Genomic DNA, 18327 nt, shown 5'->3' with positions numbered 1-18327 from the left:
GCTGGGCGAATTCTCTTGCGGGATACCCGAACACGGTGCGGCCTGTGCTGTCTGAGGAGCATCCTGGAAAAACTGGTGTCGGCGCGGGACGAGGTGGTCGGTGTGGACGAGGTCGAGCGGGATGCGTATTCGCGCGCGGTGATCGGGGTGGCCGCGGAGGTGGCGCCGCGGGTGGCGCGGGTGCGGCTGCGGCGGACCGAAGGCTCGGCGGTGGTGTGGGCGGACGGCGTGCTCGTCACCACGGCGCATGTCGCCGGGGTCGAGACCAGTGGGGACGTGCTGTTCGCCGACGGGAGCGAGTCGCGGTTCGAGTTGATCGGCATCGAGCCGGTGTCGGATCTGGCGGTGCTGCGGGTGCGGGACGGATCGCCCGACGCCGCGACATTCGGGGACGCCGACGGTCTGGACGTCGGGCAAGTGGTTGTCGCAGTGGGTAGTCCGTTGAGTCCGGGCGCTTACGTGAGCGCGGGGGTGGTCGGTGCGCTGGGGCGCGCGCTGCCGGTGACCTCACGCCGCGCGGGACGCCTTCTCGAATCCGTCATCCAGACCGACACCACACCCAACCCCGCCGATGCCGGTGGCGCGCTGTGTGACTCGGCGGGCCGCGTGATCGGCATCCTCACCACGGTGACGGGCATCGGCACGGGTCTGGCGATCCCCGTCGACCCCACCACCCGCCACATCATCGACACCCTGCGCACCGAGGGCCGCGTGCGCCGCGCCTACCTCGGACTGATCGGCATCCCCGCCCCGCTGCCCACCGGAGGCGGGGGAGTGCGCGTCTTCGACGTGGTGCGCGGCGGTCCGGCCGAACGCGCGGGCCTGCGCCGCGGCGACGTCGTGCTCGACATCGGCGGTGCGAAAGTCGAGGACGCCCAATCCCTCCAGCGCCTGCTGTTCGCCGACGCCATCGGCCACCCCACCCCGATCACCCTGCTGCGGGGCGGCGAACCGACGGAGGTGACCGCCGTCCCGATCGAACTGGGCGCGGACTGAGCGAACGGCGCGGCGGGTCGAACCGGAATCGGAGAGTGCGCGGTACTCCCGTCCGGGCCGTGGACCGCGGCCGGTCAGGTCCGGGCCTCGCCCCTCAGTCGCGCGCGCCGACCGGTTCGGCGACCGGAACCGTTTCGGACTCCACCGGTTCCGGCTTCCAGCGCGCGTCGACCAGCAGCCCAGCGAAACCGATAGCCAGGCACACACCGGAGACGACCAGCATCGCCGGATGGGAGCCGCCGGTGAGCGCGTCGGCGAGGACGACGGTGGCGATGGTGCCGGGCGCGGACCCGGCCAGGGTGGCCGCGAGGTAGGGCCAGAAGCGCACGGAGGACAGTCCGCAGCAGTAGTTCACCACCGAGAACGGGGCGAAGGAGATCATCCGCAGGGAGCCGACGGCCAGCCAGCCGCGCCGGCGCAACCGGTCGTCGATCGCCGTGACCGCCGGGTGCCGGATGCGGGAGGCGACCTTGTTGCGGTCCAGCGCCCGCACGAGCTGGAACGCCAATGCCGCCGCCACCGTGGTCGCCGCGAGCGCGACGATCACACCCAGCAGCGACCCGAACAACACCCCGCAGCTCACCGTGAGCACGGTCCGGGGGACGGGTGCGACCGCGACCAGCGCGTACACCACGAAGAACAGCACCGGCAACCACGGACCGGCCGTCCCCGCCCACTCCTGGATGCGCGCGGGACCGGGCAGCGGAACCAGCAGCGCGGCCGCGCAGAGTGCGCCCACCCCGGCGAGCAGCGCGACGATACGCGGGTTCCTGAGCAGCCTGGTCACCCGCGACAGGTTACCGGTTGGTAGTGGCGGCCAGGGTCAACCCGCGCGCGCCGGACCGCTAGCATCGAGGGGAACGGGACGAATACTCGTTAACCGAAGTGTGCGCTGACCAGCGCAAACGCGGCGGAAGTGAGTGTTTGCCAGTGGTGCGTCCCGTGGGTCGAACAGAAGAGGAACAGCAGCTATGCCGATTGCTTCAGATCCGCCCCCGGGCGGGGAGGTCGCGGATCGCCCCGAGGGTGTCGTGCCGCAGTACGACGCCTGGCGCAAGGGTGTGGCGGGAGTCCTCGCCAAGGCGCGCCGGGTCGAGATCACCGAACTGCCGGACGAGCCGGAGCGGCTGCTCGAGCAGACCACCTACGACGGCCTGACCGTCGCCCCCCTCTACACGCTGCGCGACGAGCGCCCCGAGCTGCCGCTGCCCGGCGAGTTCCCGTTCGTGCGCGGCCGCGACGCCACCCGCGACGTGCATCGCGGCTGGTTCGTCAGCGCTTACGTGGGCGATGCCGACCCCGCCGTCGCCAAGCGCGAGATCCTCACCGGACTGGAGAACGGCGTGAGCGCCGTGTGGCTCGGCGCCGGAACGCGCGGCGTGCCCGTGGCCGCACTGCCCGCTGCGCTGGAGGGCCTGCTCTACGAACTCGCGCCGCTCACCCTGGACGCGGGCGCGCAGGTGTCCGAGGCGGCCACCGCCGTGTTCGGCCTCCTCGACGGCTACCAGCCCGCGGGCGACCGCGCCGACATCCGGCTCTCCCTCGGCGCCGCACCGCTCACCAGCCGCTTCGCCGGCCTCGAGGACGTGGACACCGCCGAGGCCGTGGTGCTGGCCGGTCGCGCGATCGCCCGCGCGGAGACGGTGCGCGCGATCACCGTGGACGGCACCGTCTTCCACGACGCGGGCGCCTCCGACGCGCAGGAACTCGGCGCCGCGATCGCCGCCGGACTCGAATACCTGCGCGCGCTCACCGAGGGCGCGGACCTGGCGGATGCCCTGGGGCAGCTGGAGTTCCGGTTCGCCGCCACCGACGACCAGTTCGCCACCCTCGCGAAATTCCGCGCCGCGCGCCGCCTCTGGGCGCGCGTCGCCCACGTCTGCGGCGCACCGGATTTCGGCGGCGCGCCCCAGCACGCCGTCACCTCGGCCGCGATGATGAGCCGGCGCGATCCCTGGGTGAACATGCTGCGCACCACGCTGGCCGCGTTCGGCGCGGGCGTCGGCGGGGCCGACACCGTCACGGTGCTGCCCTTCGATTCGCCGCTGCCCCCGGGCGAGCTCGGTGTCTCCAAGTCGTTCTCGGACCGCATGGCCCGCAACACCCAGCTGCTGCTGCTCGAGGAATCCCACCTCGGCCACGTGCGCGACCCCGGCGCCGGCTCCTGGTACGTGGAGGACCTGACCGCCGAATTAGCCGTCAAGGCATGGGAATTCATGCAAGAGCTGGAGGCCGCGGGCGGCTACCTGGCCGCCCTCGAGTCGGGCCTGCTCGCCGAGCGCATCGCCGAGACCAAGGCGGCGCGCGACAGAGATGTCGCGCACCGGAAGACGGCCGTCACCGGCGTCAACGAATTCCCGAACCTGGGGGAGCAGCCGCTGTCGGAGGCGGCGCGCGTGCCCGGCCGGGTGGCGCGCTACGGCGCGGCGTTCGAAGCGCTGCGCGACCGCTCCGACGCCTTCCTCGCCGCCACGGGCGCGCGCCCCAAGGCGCTGCTGGTGCCGCTCGGCACCGTGGCTGAGCACAACGTGCGGGTCACGTTCATCGCGAACCTGCTGGCCTCGGGCGGGATCGAATCGATCAACCCCGGCCCGCTCGACCTGGACGGAATCGGCGCGGCCGCACGGGAATCCGGTGCGGGCATCGCGGTGCTGTGCGGGTCGGACGCGCGCTACGGCACGGACGCGGGCCCGGCGGTCGACGCGCTGCGCGCCGCCGGTGTGGAGACGGTGCTGCTGGCCGGCGCGGCGAAGTCCGTGGCCGAGCTGGACGGCGCCCAGCGCCCGGACGGGTTCCTGGCCGCGAAGATCGACGCGGTCGCCGCCCTGTCGGGCCTGCTGGAGAAGGTGGGAGCCTGATGACAACGCGTGAGATCAAGCACCTGATCGGCAATTTCGCCGACGTACCGCTCGAGGAGCGGGCGCCCGAACCCGCCGCGGTGGACGCCGCCCGGGTCGAGGAGTTCGTGCGCACCGCCGCGACGGCGAACCACTACACCCCCGAACAGCTGGTGTGGTCCACGCCGGAAGGCATCGAGGTGCCACCGGTGTTCACCAAGGCCGACCGGGATGCCGTCGCGGCCGAGGGCTATCCGCTCGACAGCGTGCCGGGCATCGCGCCGTTCGTGCGCGGCCCGTACCCGACGATGTACGTCAACCAGCCGTGGACCATCCGCCAGTACGCGGGCTTCTCCACCGCGGCCGACTCGAACGCCTTCTACCGCCGCAACCTTCAGGCCGGGCAGAAGGGTCTGTCGGTCGCGTTCGACCTCGCCACCCACCGCGGGTACGACTCCGATCATCCGCGCGTGCAGGGTGACGTCGGCATGGCGGGCGTGGCGATCGACTCGATCCTGGACATGCGCCAGCTCTTCGATCACATTCCGCTGGACCAGGTCTCGGTGTCGATGACGATGAACGGCGCGGTGCTGCCGATCCTCGCCCTCTACGTCGTGGCCGCCGAGGAACAGGGCGTCGAGCCCGAACAGCTGGCCGGAACGATTCAGAACGACATTCTGAAAGAGTTCATGGTCCGCAACACCTACATCTACCCGCCCAAGCCCTCGATGCGGATCATCTCCGACATCTTCGCCTACACCAGCGCGAAGATGCCGAAGTTCAACTCGATCTCCATCTCCGGCTACCACATCCAAGAGGCCGGGGCGACAGCGGATCTGGAGCTCGCCTACACCCTCGCCGACGGTGTCGAGTACATCCGCGCGGGCATCGACGCGGGCATGGAGGTCGACAAGTTCGCGCCGCGCCTGTCGTTCTTCTGGGCGATCGGCATGAACTTCTTCATGGAGGTCGCCAAACTCCGTGCGGGACGGCTGCTCTGGAGCGAGCTGGTCGCGAAGTTCAACCCCAAGAGCGCGAAATCGCTGTCGCTGCGCACCCATTCGCAGACCTCGGGCTGGTCGCTCACGGCGCAGGACGCCTACAACAATGTGGCGCGCACCTGCATCGAGGCGATGGCCGCGACCCAGGGGCACACTCAGTCGCTGCACACCAACGCACTCGACGAGGCGCTGGCGCTGCCCACCGACTTCTCCGCGCGCATCGCCCGCAACACCCAGCTGCTCATCCAGCAGGAGTCCAACACCACGCGGCCCATCGACCCGTGGGGCGGCTCCTACTACGTGGAATGGCTGACCCACCAGCTGGCCAACCGCGCCCGCGCGCACATCGCCGAGGTGGAGGCGCACGGCGGGATGGCCCAGGCCATCGGCGAGGGCATCCCGAAGCTGCGCATCGAGGAGGCGGCCGCCCGCACCCAGGCGCGCATCGACACCGGCCAGCAGCCGGTGATCGGCGTCAACAAGTACCAGGTGGAGGAGGACCAGCAGGTCGAGGTCCTCAAGGTCGAGAACTCGCGGGTGCGCGCCGAACAGATCGAGAAGCTGGAACGCCTGCGCGCCGAACGCGATCCGGCGGCGGTGGAGCGGGCGCTGGCCGAATTGACCCGTGCCGCGGGGTCTTCCGAGGGCGGCATGGCGAACAACCTGCTGGCCCTGGCCATCGACGCGGCGCGCGCCAAGGCCACCGTCGGGGAGATCTCCGACGCGCTGGAGAAGGTGTACGGGCGGCACCAGGCCGAGATCCGTACGCTGTCGGGCGTGTACCGCGATGAGGCAGGCAAGGTCACCAGTATCACCAAGGCGAGCGAACTGGTCGAGGAGTTCGCCGAGGCCGAGGGCCGCCGCCCGCGCATCCTGGTCGCCAAGATGGGCCAGGACGGCCACGATCGCGGTCAGAAGGTGATCGCCACGGCCTTCGCCGATCTCGGCTTCGACGTGGACGTGGGCCCGCTGTTCCAGACGCCCGAGGAGGTGGCGCAGCAGGCGGCCGACAACGACGTGCACGTCGTCGGTGTGTCGTCGCTCGCGGCGGGCCACCTCACGCTGGTGCCCGCCCTGCGGCAGGCGCTGACCGAGGTCGGGCGTCCCGACATCATGGTCATCGTCGGCGGCGTCATCCCGCCGGGCGACTTCGACGAGCTCTACGAGGCCGGCGCGGCGGCGATCTTCCCGCCCGGCACCGTGATCGCCGAGGCCGCCATCGATCTGCTGCGCAAGCTGTCCGCCGAACTCGGGCACGAGCCGGGCGGGGCGGAGCCGGACGCCGCGGAATGAGCAGACGCGTCATCGATGTCGACGCACTGGCGCAGGCGGTCCGCGCCAACGAGCGGGCCGCCGTCGCGCGGGCGATCACCCTGGTCGAATCCACCAGGGCCGACCACCGGGAACTCGCGCAGCGATTGTTGCTGAAGCTGACGCCCGAATCCGAAGCGGTGGTGTCGAATCGGGTGGGCATCACCGGTGTGCCGGGCGTGGGCAAGTCGACGTTCATCGACGCGCTCGGCATGTCGCTGATCGGCAAGGGTCACCGGGTGGCGGTGCTGGCGGTGGACCCCTCGTCCACCCGCACCGGCGGCTCCATCCTCGGCGACAAGACCCGCATGGCGCGACTTTCCGTGGAGCGCAACGCCTATATCCGTCCCTCGCCCACGGCGGGCACGCTCGGTGGCGTCGCGAAGGCGACCCGCGAGACCATCGTGCTGCTGGAGGCGGCCGGGTACGACGTGATCCTGGTGGAGACCGTCGGTGTCGGGCAGTCCGAGGTGACCGTCGCCAACATGGTCGACGTGTTCTGCTTCCTGACCCTGGCGCGCACCGGAGATCAGTTGCAGGGCATCAAGAAGGGTGTGCTCGAGCTCGCCGATCTGGTGGCCGTGAACAAGGCCGACGGCAAGCACGAGGTGGAGGCCAAGGCCGCCGCCCGCGAACTCGCCGGGGCGCTGCGGCTCATCCACCCGCACGACACCCTCTGGCGCCCACCGGTGCTCACCATGAGCGGCTTGGAAGGCACCGGCCTGGACAAGTTCTGGGACACCGTGCTCCAGCACCGCCGCGTCCTCACCGACGCCGGCGAGTTCGACGAGAAGCGCCGCCGCCAGCAGGTCGACTGGACCTGGACCATGGTGCACGACAACCTGTTACGCCGCCTCGCCGACAACCCGAACGTCAAGGCGATCCGCCACCAGGTCGAAAAGCAGGTCCGCGACGGCACTCTGACCGCCGCCCTCGCCGCCGAAGAACTCCTCCAGGCCTTCGATTCGGGGGAGCGGGGGTAGGCCGCGGCCGCTCGGCGCGCGGAAGGCGCTACGTCACCCGACCGCCGAGGCGTGGGCGGCGACGACCCGCCAGCCGAGCGAGTCGTCGTGCGCCCAGGTGCGGGTGTAGCGCATCTTGGCCGCGAAGGGGGAGCCGTGCACACTGCCCTCGAGGACGCCGAGGAACCATGTGACGCCGGTGGTTCCTTCCACCAGGACCGTCAGCTGTTCTTCCTCGAGCTTGCTCAAGGTTTGAGCCTTCGTGCGGTGCAACTCGAGATCGTCGGCCTTGGTGAACGTGTCGGCGCCGAAGGTGAAGATCAGCCGGTCATCGAGTAGCGCGTCCAGCGCCTGGACATCCCCGGCCAGCTGCGCGGCCTGAAGTCGCCGTTCGGCCTGCCGCAAGTCATTCTCCATACCACTCAGCATGCCAGCCGAGTGCCGATCCGCCCCGCACGTTTCGCTGACAGCGGATATGCGACCCCGCGCGGATTCCGCCGCCGAGCCGGACTACGCGGAGGTCTGGTCGAGTTCCCGGAAGGCTCTGGCGAATTCGGCGTCGGTGCGGAGGAGATGGTCGCGGGCGGTGGTGAGGAGGGTGCGGAGCTGTTCGGCGGTGGTGCGGTAGGCGTCGAGGGTGGTGGCGGCGTTGTTCGGGCCTCCCGCGGCCTTCTCGCGGAAGATTCGGACCAGGGCGGAGGCGGTCCAGAGGCGGGGGTTGTCCTCGCCGAGGCCCCAGGGGGAGTGTGCGGCAAGGGATTCGGCGGCGGTGCGGGCCTCGGTGAGGCGGTCGATGACGTCGGCGCAGGCGCGGTCGAGGGCGAGGAACGCGGCGGGTTCCATGCGCAGGCGGAGCGCCCCGGCTGTCGCGTCGTCCACGGCGGCCCCGACGGGGTTCGGCACGGTCATGGGTCACCCTCCCAGTGGTGTCGTTTGCAGGGTTGGACGCACCACGCCCGGCCCTGGTTCCCCCGAAGTGCCGACACGCGTTGCGACACGCCGTACCGGGTGAAAGTCACACCGGGGCAAGGGGATCGGTGACGCCGCAGCGCTCCACGCCGGTTGCTCGGCCCGCTCTCAGTCCTCGTGCCCGACCAGCAGGGGGCAGTCGGCCGACAGGACCAGGGACTGGCTGGTGGAGCCGAACAGCATGCTGGAGAAGCCGCCGCGTCCGCGGCTGCCGACCACCAGCAGTTGTGCGGTTTCGGAGCGTTCGCGCAGGTAGCGTTCGGGGCGGTCCTTGACGACCTCGCGGTGGATGGTCACCTCGGGGAAGCGTTCCTGCCAGCCCGCCAGGCTTTCGGCGAGGACGTAGTTCATGTCGGTCTCGGTGTCGGCGGGGTCGAAACCGTAGTCGGCGGGCAGTTCGACGCCGGTCCAGACGTGCACCGCCACGAGGTCCACGCCGCGCACGGACGCCTCGGACAACGCCAGTTCGATGGCCGGTTCGCTGACGGCGGTACCGTCCACGCCGACGATCACCGGCCGCGTGCGCACCGCGGCGGAGAGATCGGCGCCCTCCCGGATCACCGCGACAGGGCAGTGCGCCCGGCGCGCCAGCGCGGAACTCACCGAGCCGAGCAGCGCCCGCCGCAGGCTCCCGCGATCGCGCGTGCCGACCGCGATCATCCGCGCTCCCTCGGACCGTGCCAACAGCGTGGGCGTGGCGGGGGACTGCACGAGTTCCACCCGCACCTCGACACCGCCGAGGTCGGCCGCCGCCTCCTCGGCGCGCGCGGTCGCCGAGTCGAGCAACCACCGTCCGTGCTCGGCCAGGCGGTCGTAGTCGGTGGCGGTGAGCGGTTCGGTGCTGCCGGGCCCGTAGTCGGCGACCACGTCCACGACGTGCAGTAACAGCAGCGGGGCGCGGTGCAGCGCGGCGGTGTGGGCGGCCCACGTCACCGCCGTCGTCGCGCCGGCCGATCCGTCGACCCCCACCACGATCGGTGCGTTCCCAGCCATCGCCGTCTCCTCTCGGGTGCCGCCTGCGACCATACCGTGCACGTGACGACTGTCCGGGGATCTCGCGCGGCACTCCGGGTATGGGCCGAGATCGCCCGGTTCGCGCCGCCGGAACGAGCCCGCGCGCCCGGTCGAGATCCGCTTCGGCCGTCACTCTTTCGGCGTGCATCCGCGGCCCGCCCACCGCCGAATACCGCTAGCTGTCGAGCGAACGACCCGAACTCGCAGAACGACTTGCGTGCCGTAGTCCTCCTCTCGGGCCGAGTCCGACTGCCGCCGGGAAGTCCGGGACGAGGTGGCCACCTGGCCCACTGCGGCGTCCACCCCGGAACCTCCCGCACCGGGGTCGTTCGCCTCAGAGCCGGAGCAGGCCCACGAGACGTCGAAACATCGGCGGCGACAGGTCAATCCGAAGAACCGAGCCGGTGACCGATCCGTTAGCGCCCCGGTTCAGGACGGCGTGCCGACCGTCCCCGGCTCCTTCTCCACCACCGTCGCGCCCACGCGCCGCGACCGCCCACCCGGCATCCACCAATTCGCCGGGCCCATCAACTGCACCAGCGCGGGAACCAGCAGCATCCGCACCAGCGTCGCGTCGATGACCAGCGCGATGATCATGCCCAGCCCCAGGAAGCGCATCGGGGTGAGCGGGGAGAGGGTGAACGCGCCGGTCACGATGACGAGCAGCACGGCGGCCGCGGTGATGACGCGCGCGGTCTTGAGGGTGCCCGCGCGCACGGCCTCGGCCGTGGACGCGCCCGCGTGGTGCGCTTCCACCATGCGCGAGAGCAGGAACACCTCGTAATCGGTGGACAGGCCGAACACCACGGCGATGATGAGCACCAGCATGCCCGCCGCGATCGGCCCCACGCTCACCCCGAGCAACCCGGCCAGGTTGCCGTCGGCGAAGATCCACGTCAGCACGCCGAAGGTGGCGGCGAGACTCAGGAACGCCATGGCTACGGCCTTGAGCGGCAACACGATCGAGCGGAACGCCGCGAGCAGCAACAGCACGGTCGCGAGCACCATGGCCAGTACCATGAACGGCATTCGCTCCACGATGGAGTCCACGCTGTCGCGGGTCGCGGCCGTGTCGCCGCCGACGCGCAGCACCGTGTGCTCCGGCGGGGTGAGGGCGCGGATCGCGCGCACCGTGTCGGTGGCGGCCTCGCTGCGGTCGGGGTCGGTGAGGAAGGCGTGCAGCACGACGAAATCGTCCGCGCGCCCGACCTGGAGCACGGTGCGCACGCCGTCGAGACCGGAGATCGCACCGATGGTCTGCGAGATCGCCGCCGCGCCCGGCGCCGAACCGTCGACGCCTTGCAGCACGGTCGTGGCCCCGCTGCTCGCGGCCGGGAAGGTGTCGGTCAATTCCTCGACGGTCGCGCGCATTTCGCTGCCCGCGGGCAGGGCGCGATGGTCGATGTCGCCCAACCTCAGCCCGCTGAGCGGGGTGGCCAGCACGAGCAGCAGCGCGCCCACCGCGACGGTCACCACCCCCGGCCTGCGCAGCACGGCGTCGACGATCCGCCCCCAGAACCGTTCGGTGCGTTGCGAAGTGCGCGCCCGCCCGATGCGCGCGCCGAACAGCGTGAGCAGGGCGGGCAGTACGGTCAGCGAGAGCGCAGCCGCCAGCGCCACCGCGGTCATCGCCCCGATGCCGAGTGAGCGCAGCACCGCTTGCGGGAACACGAACATGCCCGCGAACGCGCAGATCAGCAGCAGCGCGGAGAAGGCGACGGTGCGCCCGGCCGTCGCGACGGTGCGCTCGATGGCGGCGGGCACCGCATGCCCCTCGGCGATCTCCTCGCGGAAGCGGTTGACCAGGAACAACCCGTAGTCGATGGCCATGCCGAGCCCGAGCAGCGAGGCGATGTTCACCGCGAACGTGCTCACCTCGGTGACCTCGCTGAGCACCCGGATCGCGCCGAGCGAACCCGCGACGGCGAGCAGCCCCACGGCCACCGGCAGCGCGGCGGCGGCGAATCCGCCGAACACCAGGACCAGGATCAGCAACGTCAGCGGCAGCGAAATCGATTCCGCCACCAGCAGATCCCGCTGCGACTGCGCGGTGATCTCGGTGGACAGCGCGCTGTAGCCCGACATCCTGGTCTCGATGCCCGGAATCCGCAGCGCCGCTTCGATGTCGGGGAAGGCGGCGACCCGCTCGGTCTCGTCGCCCGCCGTGAACACCACGGCGAGCGCGCGCCGCTCGTCGGGGGAGCGCAGGAAGTTCTGGCGCGGCGGGACACTGCTCCAATAGCTTTCGACCGGTTTGGCCAGGAGCGCCGGGTCGATGCTCGTGATGGCCTCGCGCACGCGCGGCCCGAGATCGGCGAGGGTCTGTCCCTCCGGCACGGTGTATACGGCGACCACGTCGGGGTTCTGCGGCCCGAAGTGCTCGGTGACGAGACGGTCCACGAGCGCGGATTCGCTGTGCGGATCGGTGAATCCGCCCGCGCTCAGGTGCTGTGCCGCGCTCGCGCCCACCAACCCGCACAGGCCCATGAGGGCCACGACCACCGCCAGCACGGTGCGCGGCCGCGTCATCACCAATCGCGCGAACGCCGTCATCGCGCACCCGCCGGGCCGGAACACGTCCTCATCGCAGAACTCCTGTGCCGCAGTGATATCGGGCGATCAGACCGCGGCCGCGGTGAGGTCGCGTTCGAGCGTGGCCGCGATCAGGTCCAGCAGCGCCTCCAGCCGGGCCTCGACGCCCTCGCCGTTGCGGCACGACACGGTGAGTTCGAGCTTCCCCGCGCTCTCCACCATGCCGAACAGCAGCGGCATCATCCCGCTGTGCTGCGGCAGCACCCGCATGGTGGTGGGCGTGTAGCCGGGCACCGCCATCTCGGCGAGGTCGAACGCGCCCATGTGGGACACGGTGGCCGACACCAGATTCCGGTTCAGGCGCGCGCCCACCCAGTTGCCCGCGCGCAGCACGCCGCGCACGACGGCCCCGGGGAACGCGGTGAGCCCGCCGTTGTCCATCTGGTTCAGTTCGCGGTTCTCCCGCAGACCCGCCCGCAGCTGAGCGTTGACGCTCTCCCAGCCCTCGCCGGGCGCGACGTCCAGGAACAGCGGCAGCGCCAGGTTGCCGGTGGAGCGCAGATCCGGATCGTGCCTGCGCAGATCGACCGGAACCATGAAGCGGGACTCGGCATTCGCCGCGTCGGCGAGCACCGCCGACACCCGCGCCACGATGCCTTTGCCGGTGGCGGGAATGGTGCGGTGCCGCAACAGCCACCGCACGCGCGCCGGGTCCTGGCGGCCCTTGCCCGCGGCGGATCGGAAGCGGGGCAACAGGATCGACGGCTTGCCGGGTGCGCGGAGGCGGGCGACGAGTTCCGCGTCGGCCACCGGGTCGGGCGCGCCGATCGGCTCGGCGCCGCGCAGCGCGCGGAACACGTCGTCGGCCCACATCCGCATGCCCATACCGTCCATGACGCCGTGGAAGACGCGGAACACCACGGTGACCGGATCACCGGTGAGCAGCAGCACCTCGCAGGTGCGTTCGGGCGTGGGGCCGATCGGGCTGTTGAGCACCGGATCGTCCTCCAGCCCGGGGTAGGTGAGCGTGTGCCCCTCCACCACGCGCACCGAGGCCGCGATCCCGCTGTCGACCCAGTAGTCGCCGTCGCGGACCAGACGCGAGCCCGGGTTGGCGGCCGAGGCCACGTCCACCGCGCGGCGCAACGCGTCGGCGTCGAGAGTGCCCTCGCCGTGCACGGCCATGTGCATCAGGAAGGGCGGCGCGACATCGCGGGTGGCGAAGTACAGCCGCTCGGTCGGGGAGATCTTGCGGCGGAAGACGGTGCTGCTGTTCATGATTGCCTCCGGGGCTCAGCGCAGATGCCGGTTCAGTTCGCGGACGCCCCCCTGGGTGTCGAGCCAGGCGAGGAACTCCGCCAGCCCGGTCGCGCGGTCCACGATCGGCCGGTAGCCGAAATCGCGGGTCGCGGCGCTCGTGTCGTAGGTGGCCGAGCGCGTCATCAGCGCCACCGCGTAGCGCGACAGCGGCGGTGACCAGCGCGTCGCCACGGCCGGGATCCGCCACACGGTCTCGATGGCGGCCACCACCGCGTTCAGGACCCGCCGGTTCGGCTGCCTGGTCGGCGGCGCGTAGCCGAGGCCGGCGGCGACCTCGCCGAGAAAGCCCCACACATCGGTCTTCTCGGCGTCGGCCACGAAGTACGGCTTGCCGCCGACCGCGTCCGAGCTCAGCGCGAGCACGGTGGCTTCGGCGATGTTCTCCACGTGGCACAGCGACGCGTACACCGCCCGCCCGTAGGACAGATCGGGCAGCTTGCCCTCGGCGGTGCGGCCGAGCAGGCGCACGATGGGGCCCGAGCGGTCGCCCGCGCCCCAGATGGCGCGCGGTCGCAACGCGCACGTGGTGAAGCCAGGAGCGTTGGCGGCCAGCACTTCTCGCTCCGCCGCCGCCTTGGTCTCGGAGTAGAGATTCAAGTAGCGGGCGGGGTAGGGGATGGACTCGTCCACGTCCAGCTGGTCGCCGCCGTGATAGTCCATCATCGCGCTGGGGCTGGAGATGAACACGAACCGCGAGGCGCCACCGCGTTTCGCCGCGTCCAGCAGCCGCTGTGTCGCCGTGACGTTCTCGGCGACGAACTGCGCGCGGGTGCCGCGCTCGTCCACGCGCGCGGCGCTGTGCACCACGGCGTCGACGCCGCCGGCCGCCGCGACCAGCGAGGCCGCGTCGGTGAGATCGCCGTAGACGATCTCGACCCGCTCGCGCACGGCACCCAGATCGTCCAGCTTGCTGGTGCGGCGCACCAGGATTCGCACGTCGTGGTCGCCGTCGGCCACCAGGCGGCGCACGATGGCGCCGCCGAGGAAGCCCGACGCGCCCGTGACCAGGATCTTCATCGCGGTGCCTCCGTGCGGGTGTCGGTGTGCTCGGTGGCCCAGTAGGTGAGACCGAAGATCTGGGTGAGCACGGCGGTTTCGAGGGGGGAGTGCCCGGTGTCGCGCGCGGCGCGCAGGGCGACCGGGATCTGCGCGGCGTGCACCACCACGCTCAGGAACGCGTCGATCCACCACGCGGCCCGCAGCAGCCGGTTGTCCGGCGCGCGGCCGGCCAGCGCGGCGACCAGCCCGGCGAACAGGTACAGCCAGCCGAGAATCGGGATCGCCCGCAGCGCCGTGGTCCTCATCGAGCCACCTTGTCGCGCAGGCGTTTGCCCGCCCACACCGCCAGCTGCTCGCGGCCGATCTTGGCGTTGTGGCGGATGTCGACCGGGAACGTCTTCGGGTAGATCAAGAAGTCCTGGATCGGCTTGGTGAGCGCGAATTCGACGCCCTTGGTGCGCACTTGGAGTTCCACCGCGGTGGCGTCGGCGCCCGGCTTCAGTTCTACGCACAGCACCGGGCGCTGCGCGCCGCGCGCTCCGACCCCGACCAGCGCGGTGCGCGCCACGCCGGGCACCGTGTTGAAGATCTGCTCGATCTGCACGGTGAACAGCGGACCGTCGGCGGTGACCACGCGCTGACTCTTGCGGCCGCAGAACCAGATCCGGCCCTGCTCGTCGATGCGGGCCAGATCGCCGGTGCGGTGCCAGACCCGGTCGCCGTCGAGGATCTTGCCCTGCGCGTTGGCCGATTCGGGCCAGTAGTAGCGGGTGCTCACATTCGGCCCCGACACCACGAGTTCGCCGATGCCGTAGGACTTCTCCAGCTCGCCCGCGCGTTCCTCGGCGCGCGCCCAGGTGGGGATCACGTCGTCGGTGATCGCCACCAGGCGAGCCTCCACGCGGTCCGACGGCCGTCCGATGCAGGTGCCGTCGCCGCGGTGGGCGCGAGTCACCAAGCCGCCCAGCAGTTCCCGCGATTCGATGGTCGACATCGGCAGCGCCTCGGTGGACCCGTACCCGGCGAAGATCCGCACATCGGGGTCGAGCACCTCGCGCAGACCGGCGATGCACCAGTCCGGCACGGGCGCGCCGCCCGAGTAGATGCTGCCCAGCGCGGGCAGCGGCGTGGGGTGCTGTTCGAGGTGGCGCAGCAGCGGGATCAGCACGGCGGGGGAGGCGAACATGGTGCGCACCTCGAACCTCGCCAGGGCGTCCACCACGTGCGCCGGATCGGTCGAGCCCACCTTGCTCGGGATCAGCGGCGGCAGCACGCAGCGCGCACCCAGCAGCAGGTCCAGCACGCCCACCAGCGGCAGCGTGATGAGCGAGGTCCCCGGCGGCACATGATCGCGCGCGGTGTCGACCTGCTCCACCATGGCGGCCAGGTTGCCGTGGGTGAGCTGCACCGCCTTGGCGGGCCCGGTGCTGCCGGTGGTGAACGCGATGAGCAGCAGATCATCCGGGTCGGCGGGGGTGCGCTCGGGAGCGGGACCGGACGGGCGGCGGCCCCAGTCGTCCAGGCGCTCGGCGCGCCCGAACCGCGGCTTGCCGACGGTGACGGCCGTCCGCACGCTGCGGAAGCTGCGCCGGAACAGCACGCGCAGCGCGTGCGCCTGCGGGATCCCGATGAACGCTTCGGCATCCACCGCGCGCAGGCAGCGCAGCATCTTGCGCACGCCCATGCCCGGGTCGATGACGACCGGCGCGGCCCCGATCTTCAACAGCGCGAACAGGATCGCGTACAGCTCGGGGCTGGGCAGCACCAGCACGATGGTGCGGGTGCCGGTGCCCACCCCCGACGCGGTGAGCCGTTCGGCGATCGCGTCGGACCACTCGTCCAGCTCGCGGTAGGTGAGGTGCCGGTAGCGGGGGAGCCCGGCCTCGCTGCCGTCCGGGTAGATCACGGCCTCGCGATCCGGTTCCGTGCGCGCGAACGCACGGAACCGGTCGATGGCCGCCCAGTAGGTGCCGTCGGTCACGCGGGAGCTCCGACGAGGGCCGGGAGGCGGTACAGCGACGCCGCGGCCGAGGGGCCCGCGCCCGCCGCCACGAACAGCACGCGGGTGTACTCGGCGAGCGTGCCCGCGCCGACCGCGCGGTCGTAGGCCTGCGGGAGCGACGCGGTATGCGGGTCGCCGTCGCCGAGATCCGGTGTGCACACCGAATCCCGGGCGATGCCGAGCGCGTCGGCGAGGCGCAGCGGGAACTCCGCGCTGGGGGTGGAGGCGATCAGCGCGACCTCGGACAGGTCCTCGAGATCGGCTTCGGCCAGCGCCGCGCGGGCGACCTCGAGCGCCGCCTCGAGCAGGCGGTCCTCGAAACCGTCCTCGCGCACCACGGTCATCAGGCCGCGCCCGACGGTTCCCATGGTGGCCGTGTCCACGTACGCCTCGACGGCCGGTGTGCCCTCGGTGGTGGTGACGTGCACCGGTCCGAAGCCCTCCGGTTCGTCGGTCTGCTCCAGCAGCAGCGCGGCACCCGAAGTGGCGTACGGGAATTCGTCGTCGGCCACGGCCCGGGTGAGCGACGGGTGGGTGTCGCCCGCGACCACCAGCACGTGCTCGACGCCGCCGGCCGCCAGGATGGCGCCCGCCACCTGGACGGCGTTGAGCACGCCGGTCGCGCCGTTCATCAGATCGAACGAGAAGGTGGTCGGATCGCCCTTCGCGTACTCCAGGCCGATGCCCGCCGCCTTCTGGATCAGCGCCGAGACGGCCGGTTCGACGGTGTTGGAATCGCGGTGGATGCCGGTGTTGATCAGCACGCCCACCTGCTCGGGAGCCACGCCCGCGCGCTCCAGCGCGCGGCGGGCGGCCCGGCCGCTGTGGGTGACGACGCTGTGGGTGTCGCCCGCGCGGCTGACGGCGGTGGACTTGATGCGCACGCCCATGACGATGACCTCAGACCTTCAGGGAGGAGATGGTGGTGGACAGGAAGCCGGTGACGACACCGGACGCCGCGGGGATCATCAGCACCTTCGACCCGGCCGGGATGGCCTGATCACCGAGCTGATCGTGCAGCACGATGAAATGCGACGTGGTGGAGGTGTTCCCGTACTTGTGGATCACGTTCAGGTCCGGCGGCATCGGTGTGCCGAACTCGCGCGCGGCGATGGCGTTCGCGTACGGCACGGCCGCCGCGCCGAACTGATGATGGATGATGTAGTCGAAGTCCTCGTCGGCGAAGGTGGTGCCGCGTTCGCGCAGGTAGACGTCCTGAGCGTTGGGCCACAGCATGAACCGCGCTTCGTTGTGCATCTTGCGGTTGTCGGTGTAGAGCGCGACGCCGGGGGTGCGCCCGCTCGGCATGCCCAGGCACAGGTGCGAGTGTTCGGAGGCCGTCATCAGCTCGATGTAGTGGATCTTGTCCGCGTCGTCCACGGCGCGGTCCAGCACGACGGCGCAGCCGGAATCGCCGACCGAGAGCGAGGCGAATTGGAGATCGTATTTCTCGGTGATCTCGTCGACGGCCGTTTCGGCGATCGGGGTAATGGCCTCACCACTGACGACCATGCCGTTGCGCACCACGCCGGCGCGGATCATCCGGTCCAGAATGTAGGTGCCCGTGAGCATTCCGGCGCAGGCATTGGATACGTCGAAGGTAATCGCGTCGCGGGCGCCGAGATGTTTGCCGATGGTGGACGCGAACGACGGCTCCATGTAGACGCGGGTGGCGTGGCGGCTGCGCGTGATGGAACTGGAGATGATCACGTCGAGGTCGCCCGCGGAGTAGCTCGACCTGGACAAACAATCCTCGGCCGCGGCGATCGCGAGCGCGAAGGAATCCTCGTAACTTTCCGGACGCGTATCGTGCACCCGGCGTTCTTTGATTCCGGTGATTTTCTCGAGATCGAACTGGGGCGGCACTTTCAGCCGGCCGATCAACTCCTCGGTGGTGACGATTGTCGAGGGCAGATGGGCGCCGATGGATTCGAAGCGGGAATGCGGCACGGGATGCTCCTGGGAATCGGTGGCGGAGACGCTCGGAGGATCAGCGCTGATCGTCGACGTGACGGAACGTTACCCGAGAGTAACTAGAAACGTGAACGCGTCCGGCGGGCGAATGCGGCTGCGCGGGAGGGGCATTCAAGTTTCTGTATCTGTGGGTATCGGATATCGGTCACCGCGTGGCTATGGCCGATGGCTATGGCCGTGACCGTGCGTGTTCGCGACATCGTTCCAGGTGGGAGTGGGTCGCGCGACGTGCTTCAGCTAACTTTTGGCGAACCTGAATCGGGTGCGGGGAACTGGACAAAATATGGTCCGTGTCCAGCGACTATGTGAGTGACTTCACTCGACTCATGGGAGTGGAAGTGGGACTGCGATGCCGTTTCGCGTGCATCCAGCAATGTCGTCGGATCCTAATTTCTCCGGTGCCGTCTTGT

General features: G+C 70.7%; 15 protein-coding genes. 4 read left to right on the top strand and 11 right to left on the bottom strand.

The window, feature by feature from the left end:
• Window positions 1–75: 75 nt before the first annotated feature.
• Entirely contained in the window at window positions 76–996 is a 921-nt protein-coding gene (locus OHB21_RS31280) for a S1C family serine protease (RefSeq protein WP_324191893.1), read from the top strand.
• Between the two features lie 94 nt (window positions 997–1090).
• On the opposite strand, the gene OHB21_RS31275 is transcribed toward OHB21_RS31280, so the two are convergent.
• The gene (locus tag OHB21_RS31275) at window positions 1091–1783 is read right to left on the bottom strand and encodes a TVP38/TMEM64 family protein (protein ID WP_067511206.1); all 693 of its coding nucleotides are present in this window, start codon (window positions 1781–1783) and stop codon (window positions 1091–1093) included.
• 184 nt (window positions 1784–1967) lie between these two features.
• Between OHB21_RS31275 and OHB21_RS31270 the strand changes: the two genes are divergently transcribed.
• The 3 genes from OHB21_RS31270 to meaB are packed head-to-tail and all read left to right on the top strand — an operon-like array spanning window position 1968 to window position 7128.
• Complete coding sequence (locus tag OHB21_RS31270) at window positions 1968–3854, top strand: methylmalonyl-CoA mutase family protein (RefSeq protein ID WP_084537888.1); 1887 nt, start codon at window positions 1968–1970, stop codon at window positions 3852–3854.
• Entirely contained in the window at window positions 3854–6127 is a 2274-nt protein-coding gene (gene scpA / locus OHB21_RS31265) for a methylmalonyl-CoA mutase (RefSeq protein ID WP_195124393.1), read from the top strand. The genes OHB21_RS31270 and scpA overlap by 1 nt, the downstream gene beginning before the upstream one ends.
• The gene (gene meaB / locus OHB21_RS31260; protein ID WP_067511204.1) at window positions 6124–7128 is read left to right on the top strand and encodes a methylmalonyl Co-A mutase-associated GTPase MeaB; all 1005 of its coding nucleotides are present in this window, start codon (window positions 6124–6126) and stop codon (window positions 7126–7128) included. The genes scpA and meaB overlap by 4 nt, the downstream gene beginning before the upstream one ends.
• Before the next feature lie 33 nt (window positions 7129–7161).
• Here meaB and OHB21_RS31255 read toward each other — a convergent pair whose 3' ends face one another.
• The 10 genes from OHB21_RS31255 to OHB21_RS31210 form a co-directional block, all read right to left on the bottom strand.
• Complete coding sequence (locus OHB21_RS31255; RefSeq protein WP_195124392.1) at window positions 7162–7524, bottom strand: nuclear transport factor 2 family protein; 363 nt, start codon at window positions 7522–7524, stop codon at window positions 7162–7164.
• Between the two features lie 93 nt (window positions 7525–7617).
• Window positions 7618–8016 carry a hypothetical protein gene (locus OHB21_RS31250; RefSeq protein WP_195124391.1) on the bottom strand — a complete coding sequence of 133 codons (399 nt, stop codon included), beginning with the start codon at window positions 8014–8016 and terminating at the stop codon, window positions 7618–7620.
• 168 nt (window positions 8017–8184) lie between these two features.
• A complete protein-coding gene (locus tag OHB21_RS31245) occupies window positions 8185–9069 on the bottom strand; it encodes a universal stress protein (RefSeq protein WP_195124390.1) in 885 nt (294 codons plus the stop codon).
• 450 nt (window positions 9070–9519) lie between these two features.
• On the bottom strand, window positions 9520–11643 hold the full coding sequence (locus tag OHB21_RS31240) for an MMPL family transporter (protein WP_067511201.1): 2124 nt from the start codon (window positions 11641–11643) through the stop codon (window positions 9520–9522).
• Between the two features lie 66 nt (window positions 11644–11709).
• Window positions 11710–12900: a peptide synthetase gene (locus OHB21_RS31235; RefSeq protein WP_195124389.1), complete on the bottom strand. Its 1191-nt coding sequence runs from the start codon at window positions 12898–12900 to the stop codon at window positions 11710–11712.
• A gap of 15 nt (window positions 12901–12915) precedes the next feature.
• Entirely contained in the window at window positions 12916–13959 is a 1044-nt protein-coding gene (locus OHB21_RS31230; RefSeq protein WP_195124388.1) for an NAD-dependent epimerase/dehydratase family protein, read from the bottom strand.
• On the bottom strand, window positions 13956–14246 hold the full coding sequence (locus OHB21_RS31225; RefSeq protein WP_067511198.1) for a hypothetical protein: 291 nt from the start codon (window positions 14244–14246) through the stop codon (window positions 13956–13958). Before OHB21_RS31225 ends, OHB21_RS31230 begins: the two co-directional genes overlap by 4 nt.
• A complete protein-coding gene (locus OHB21_RS31220) occupies window positions 14243–15922 on the bottom strand; it encodes a fatty acid CoA ligase family protein (protein WP_067511197.1) in 1680 nt (559 codons plus the stop codon). Before OHB21_RS31220 ends, OHB21_RS31225 begins: the two co-directional genes overlap by 4 nt.
• Entirely contained in the window at window positions 15919–16833 is a 915-nt protein-coding gene (locus tag OHB21_RS31215; protein ID WP_067511196.1) for a beta-ketoacyl-[acyl-carrier-protein] synthase family protein, read from the bottom strand. Before OHB21_RS31215 ends, OHB21_RS31220 begins: the two co-directional genes overlap by 4 nt.
• A 10-nt stretch (window positions 16834–16843) precedes the next feature.
• Entirely contained in the window at window positions 16844–17893 is a 1050-nt protein-coding gene (locus OHB21_RS31210; RefSeq protein WP_067511195.1) for a 3-oxoacyl-ACP synthase III family protein, read from the bottom strand.
• Window positions 17894–18327 lie beyond the last annotated feature (434 nt).

Source organism: Nocardia puris, assembly GCF_036051655.1.
Lineage (GTDB): Bacteria > Actinomycetota > Actinomycetes > Mycobacteriales > Mycobacteriaceae > Nocardia > Nocardia puris.
This window is presented reverse-complemented; position numbering and strand designations above follow the sequence as displayed.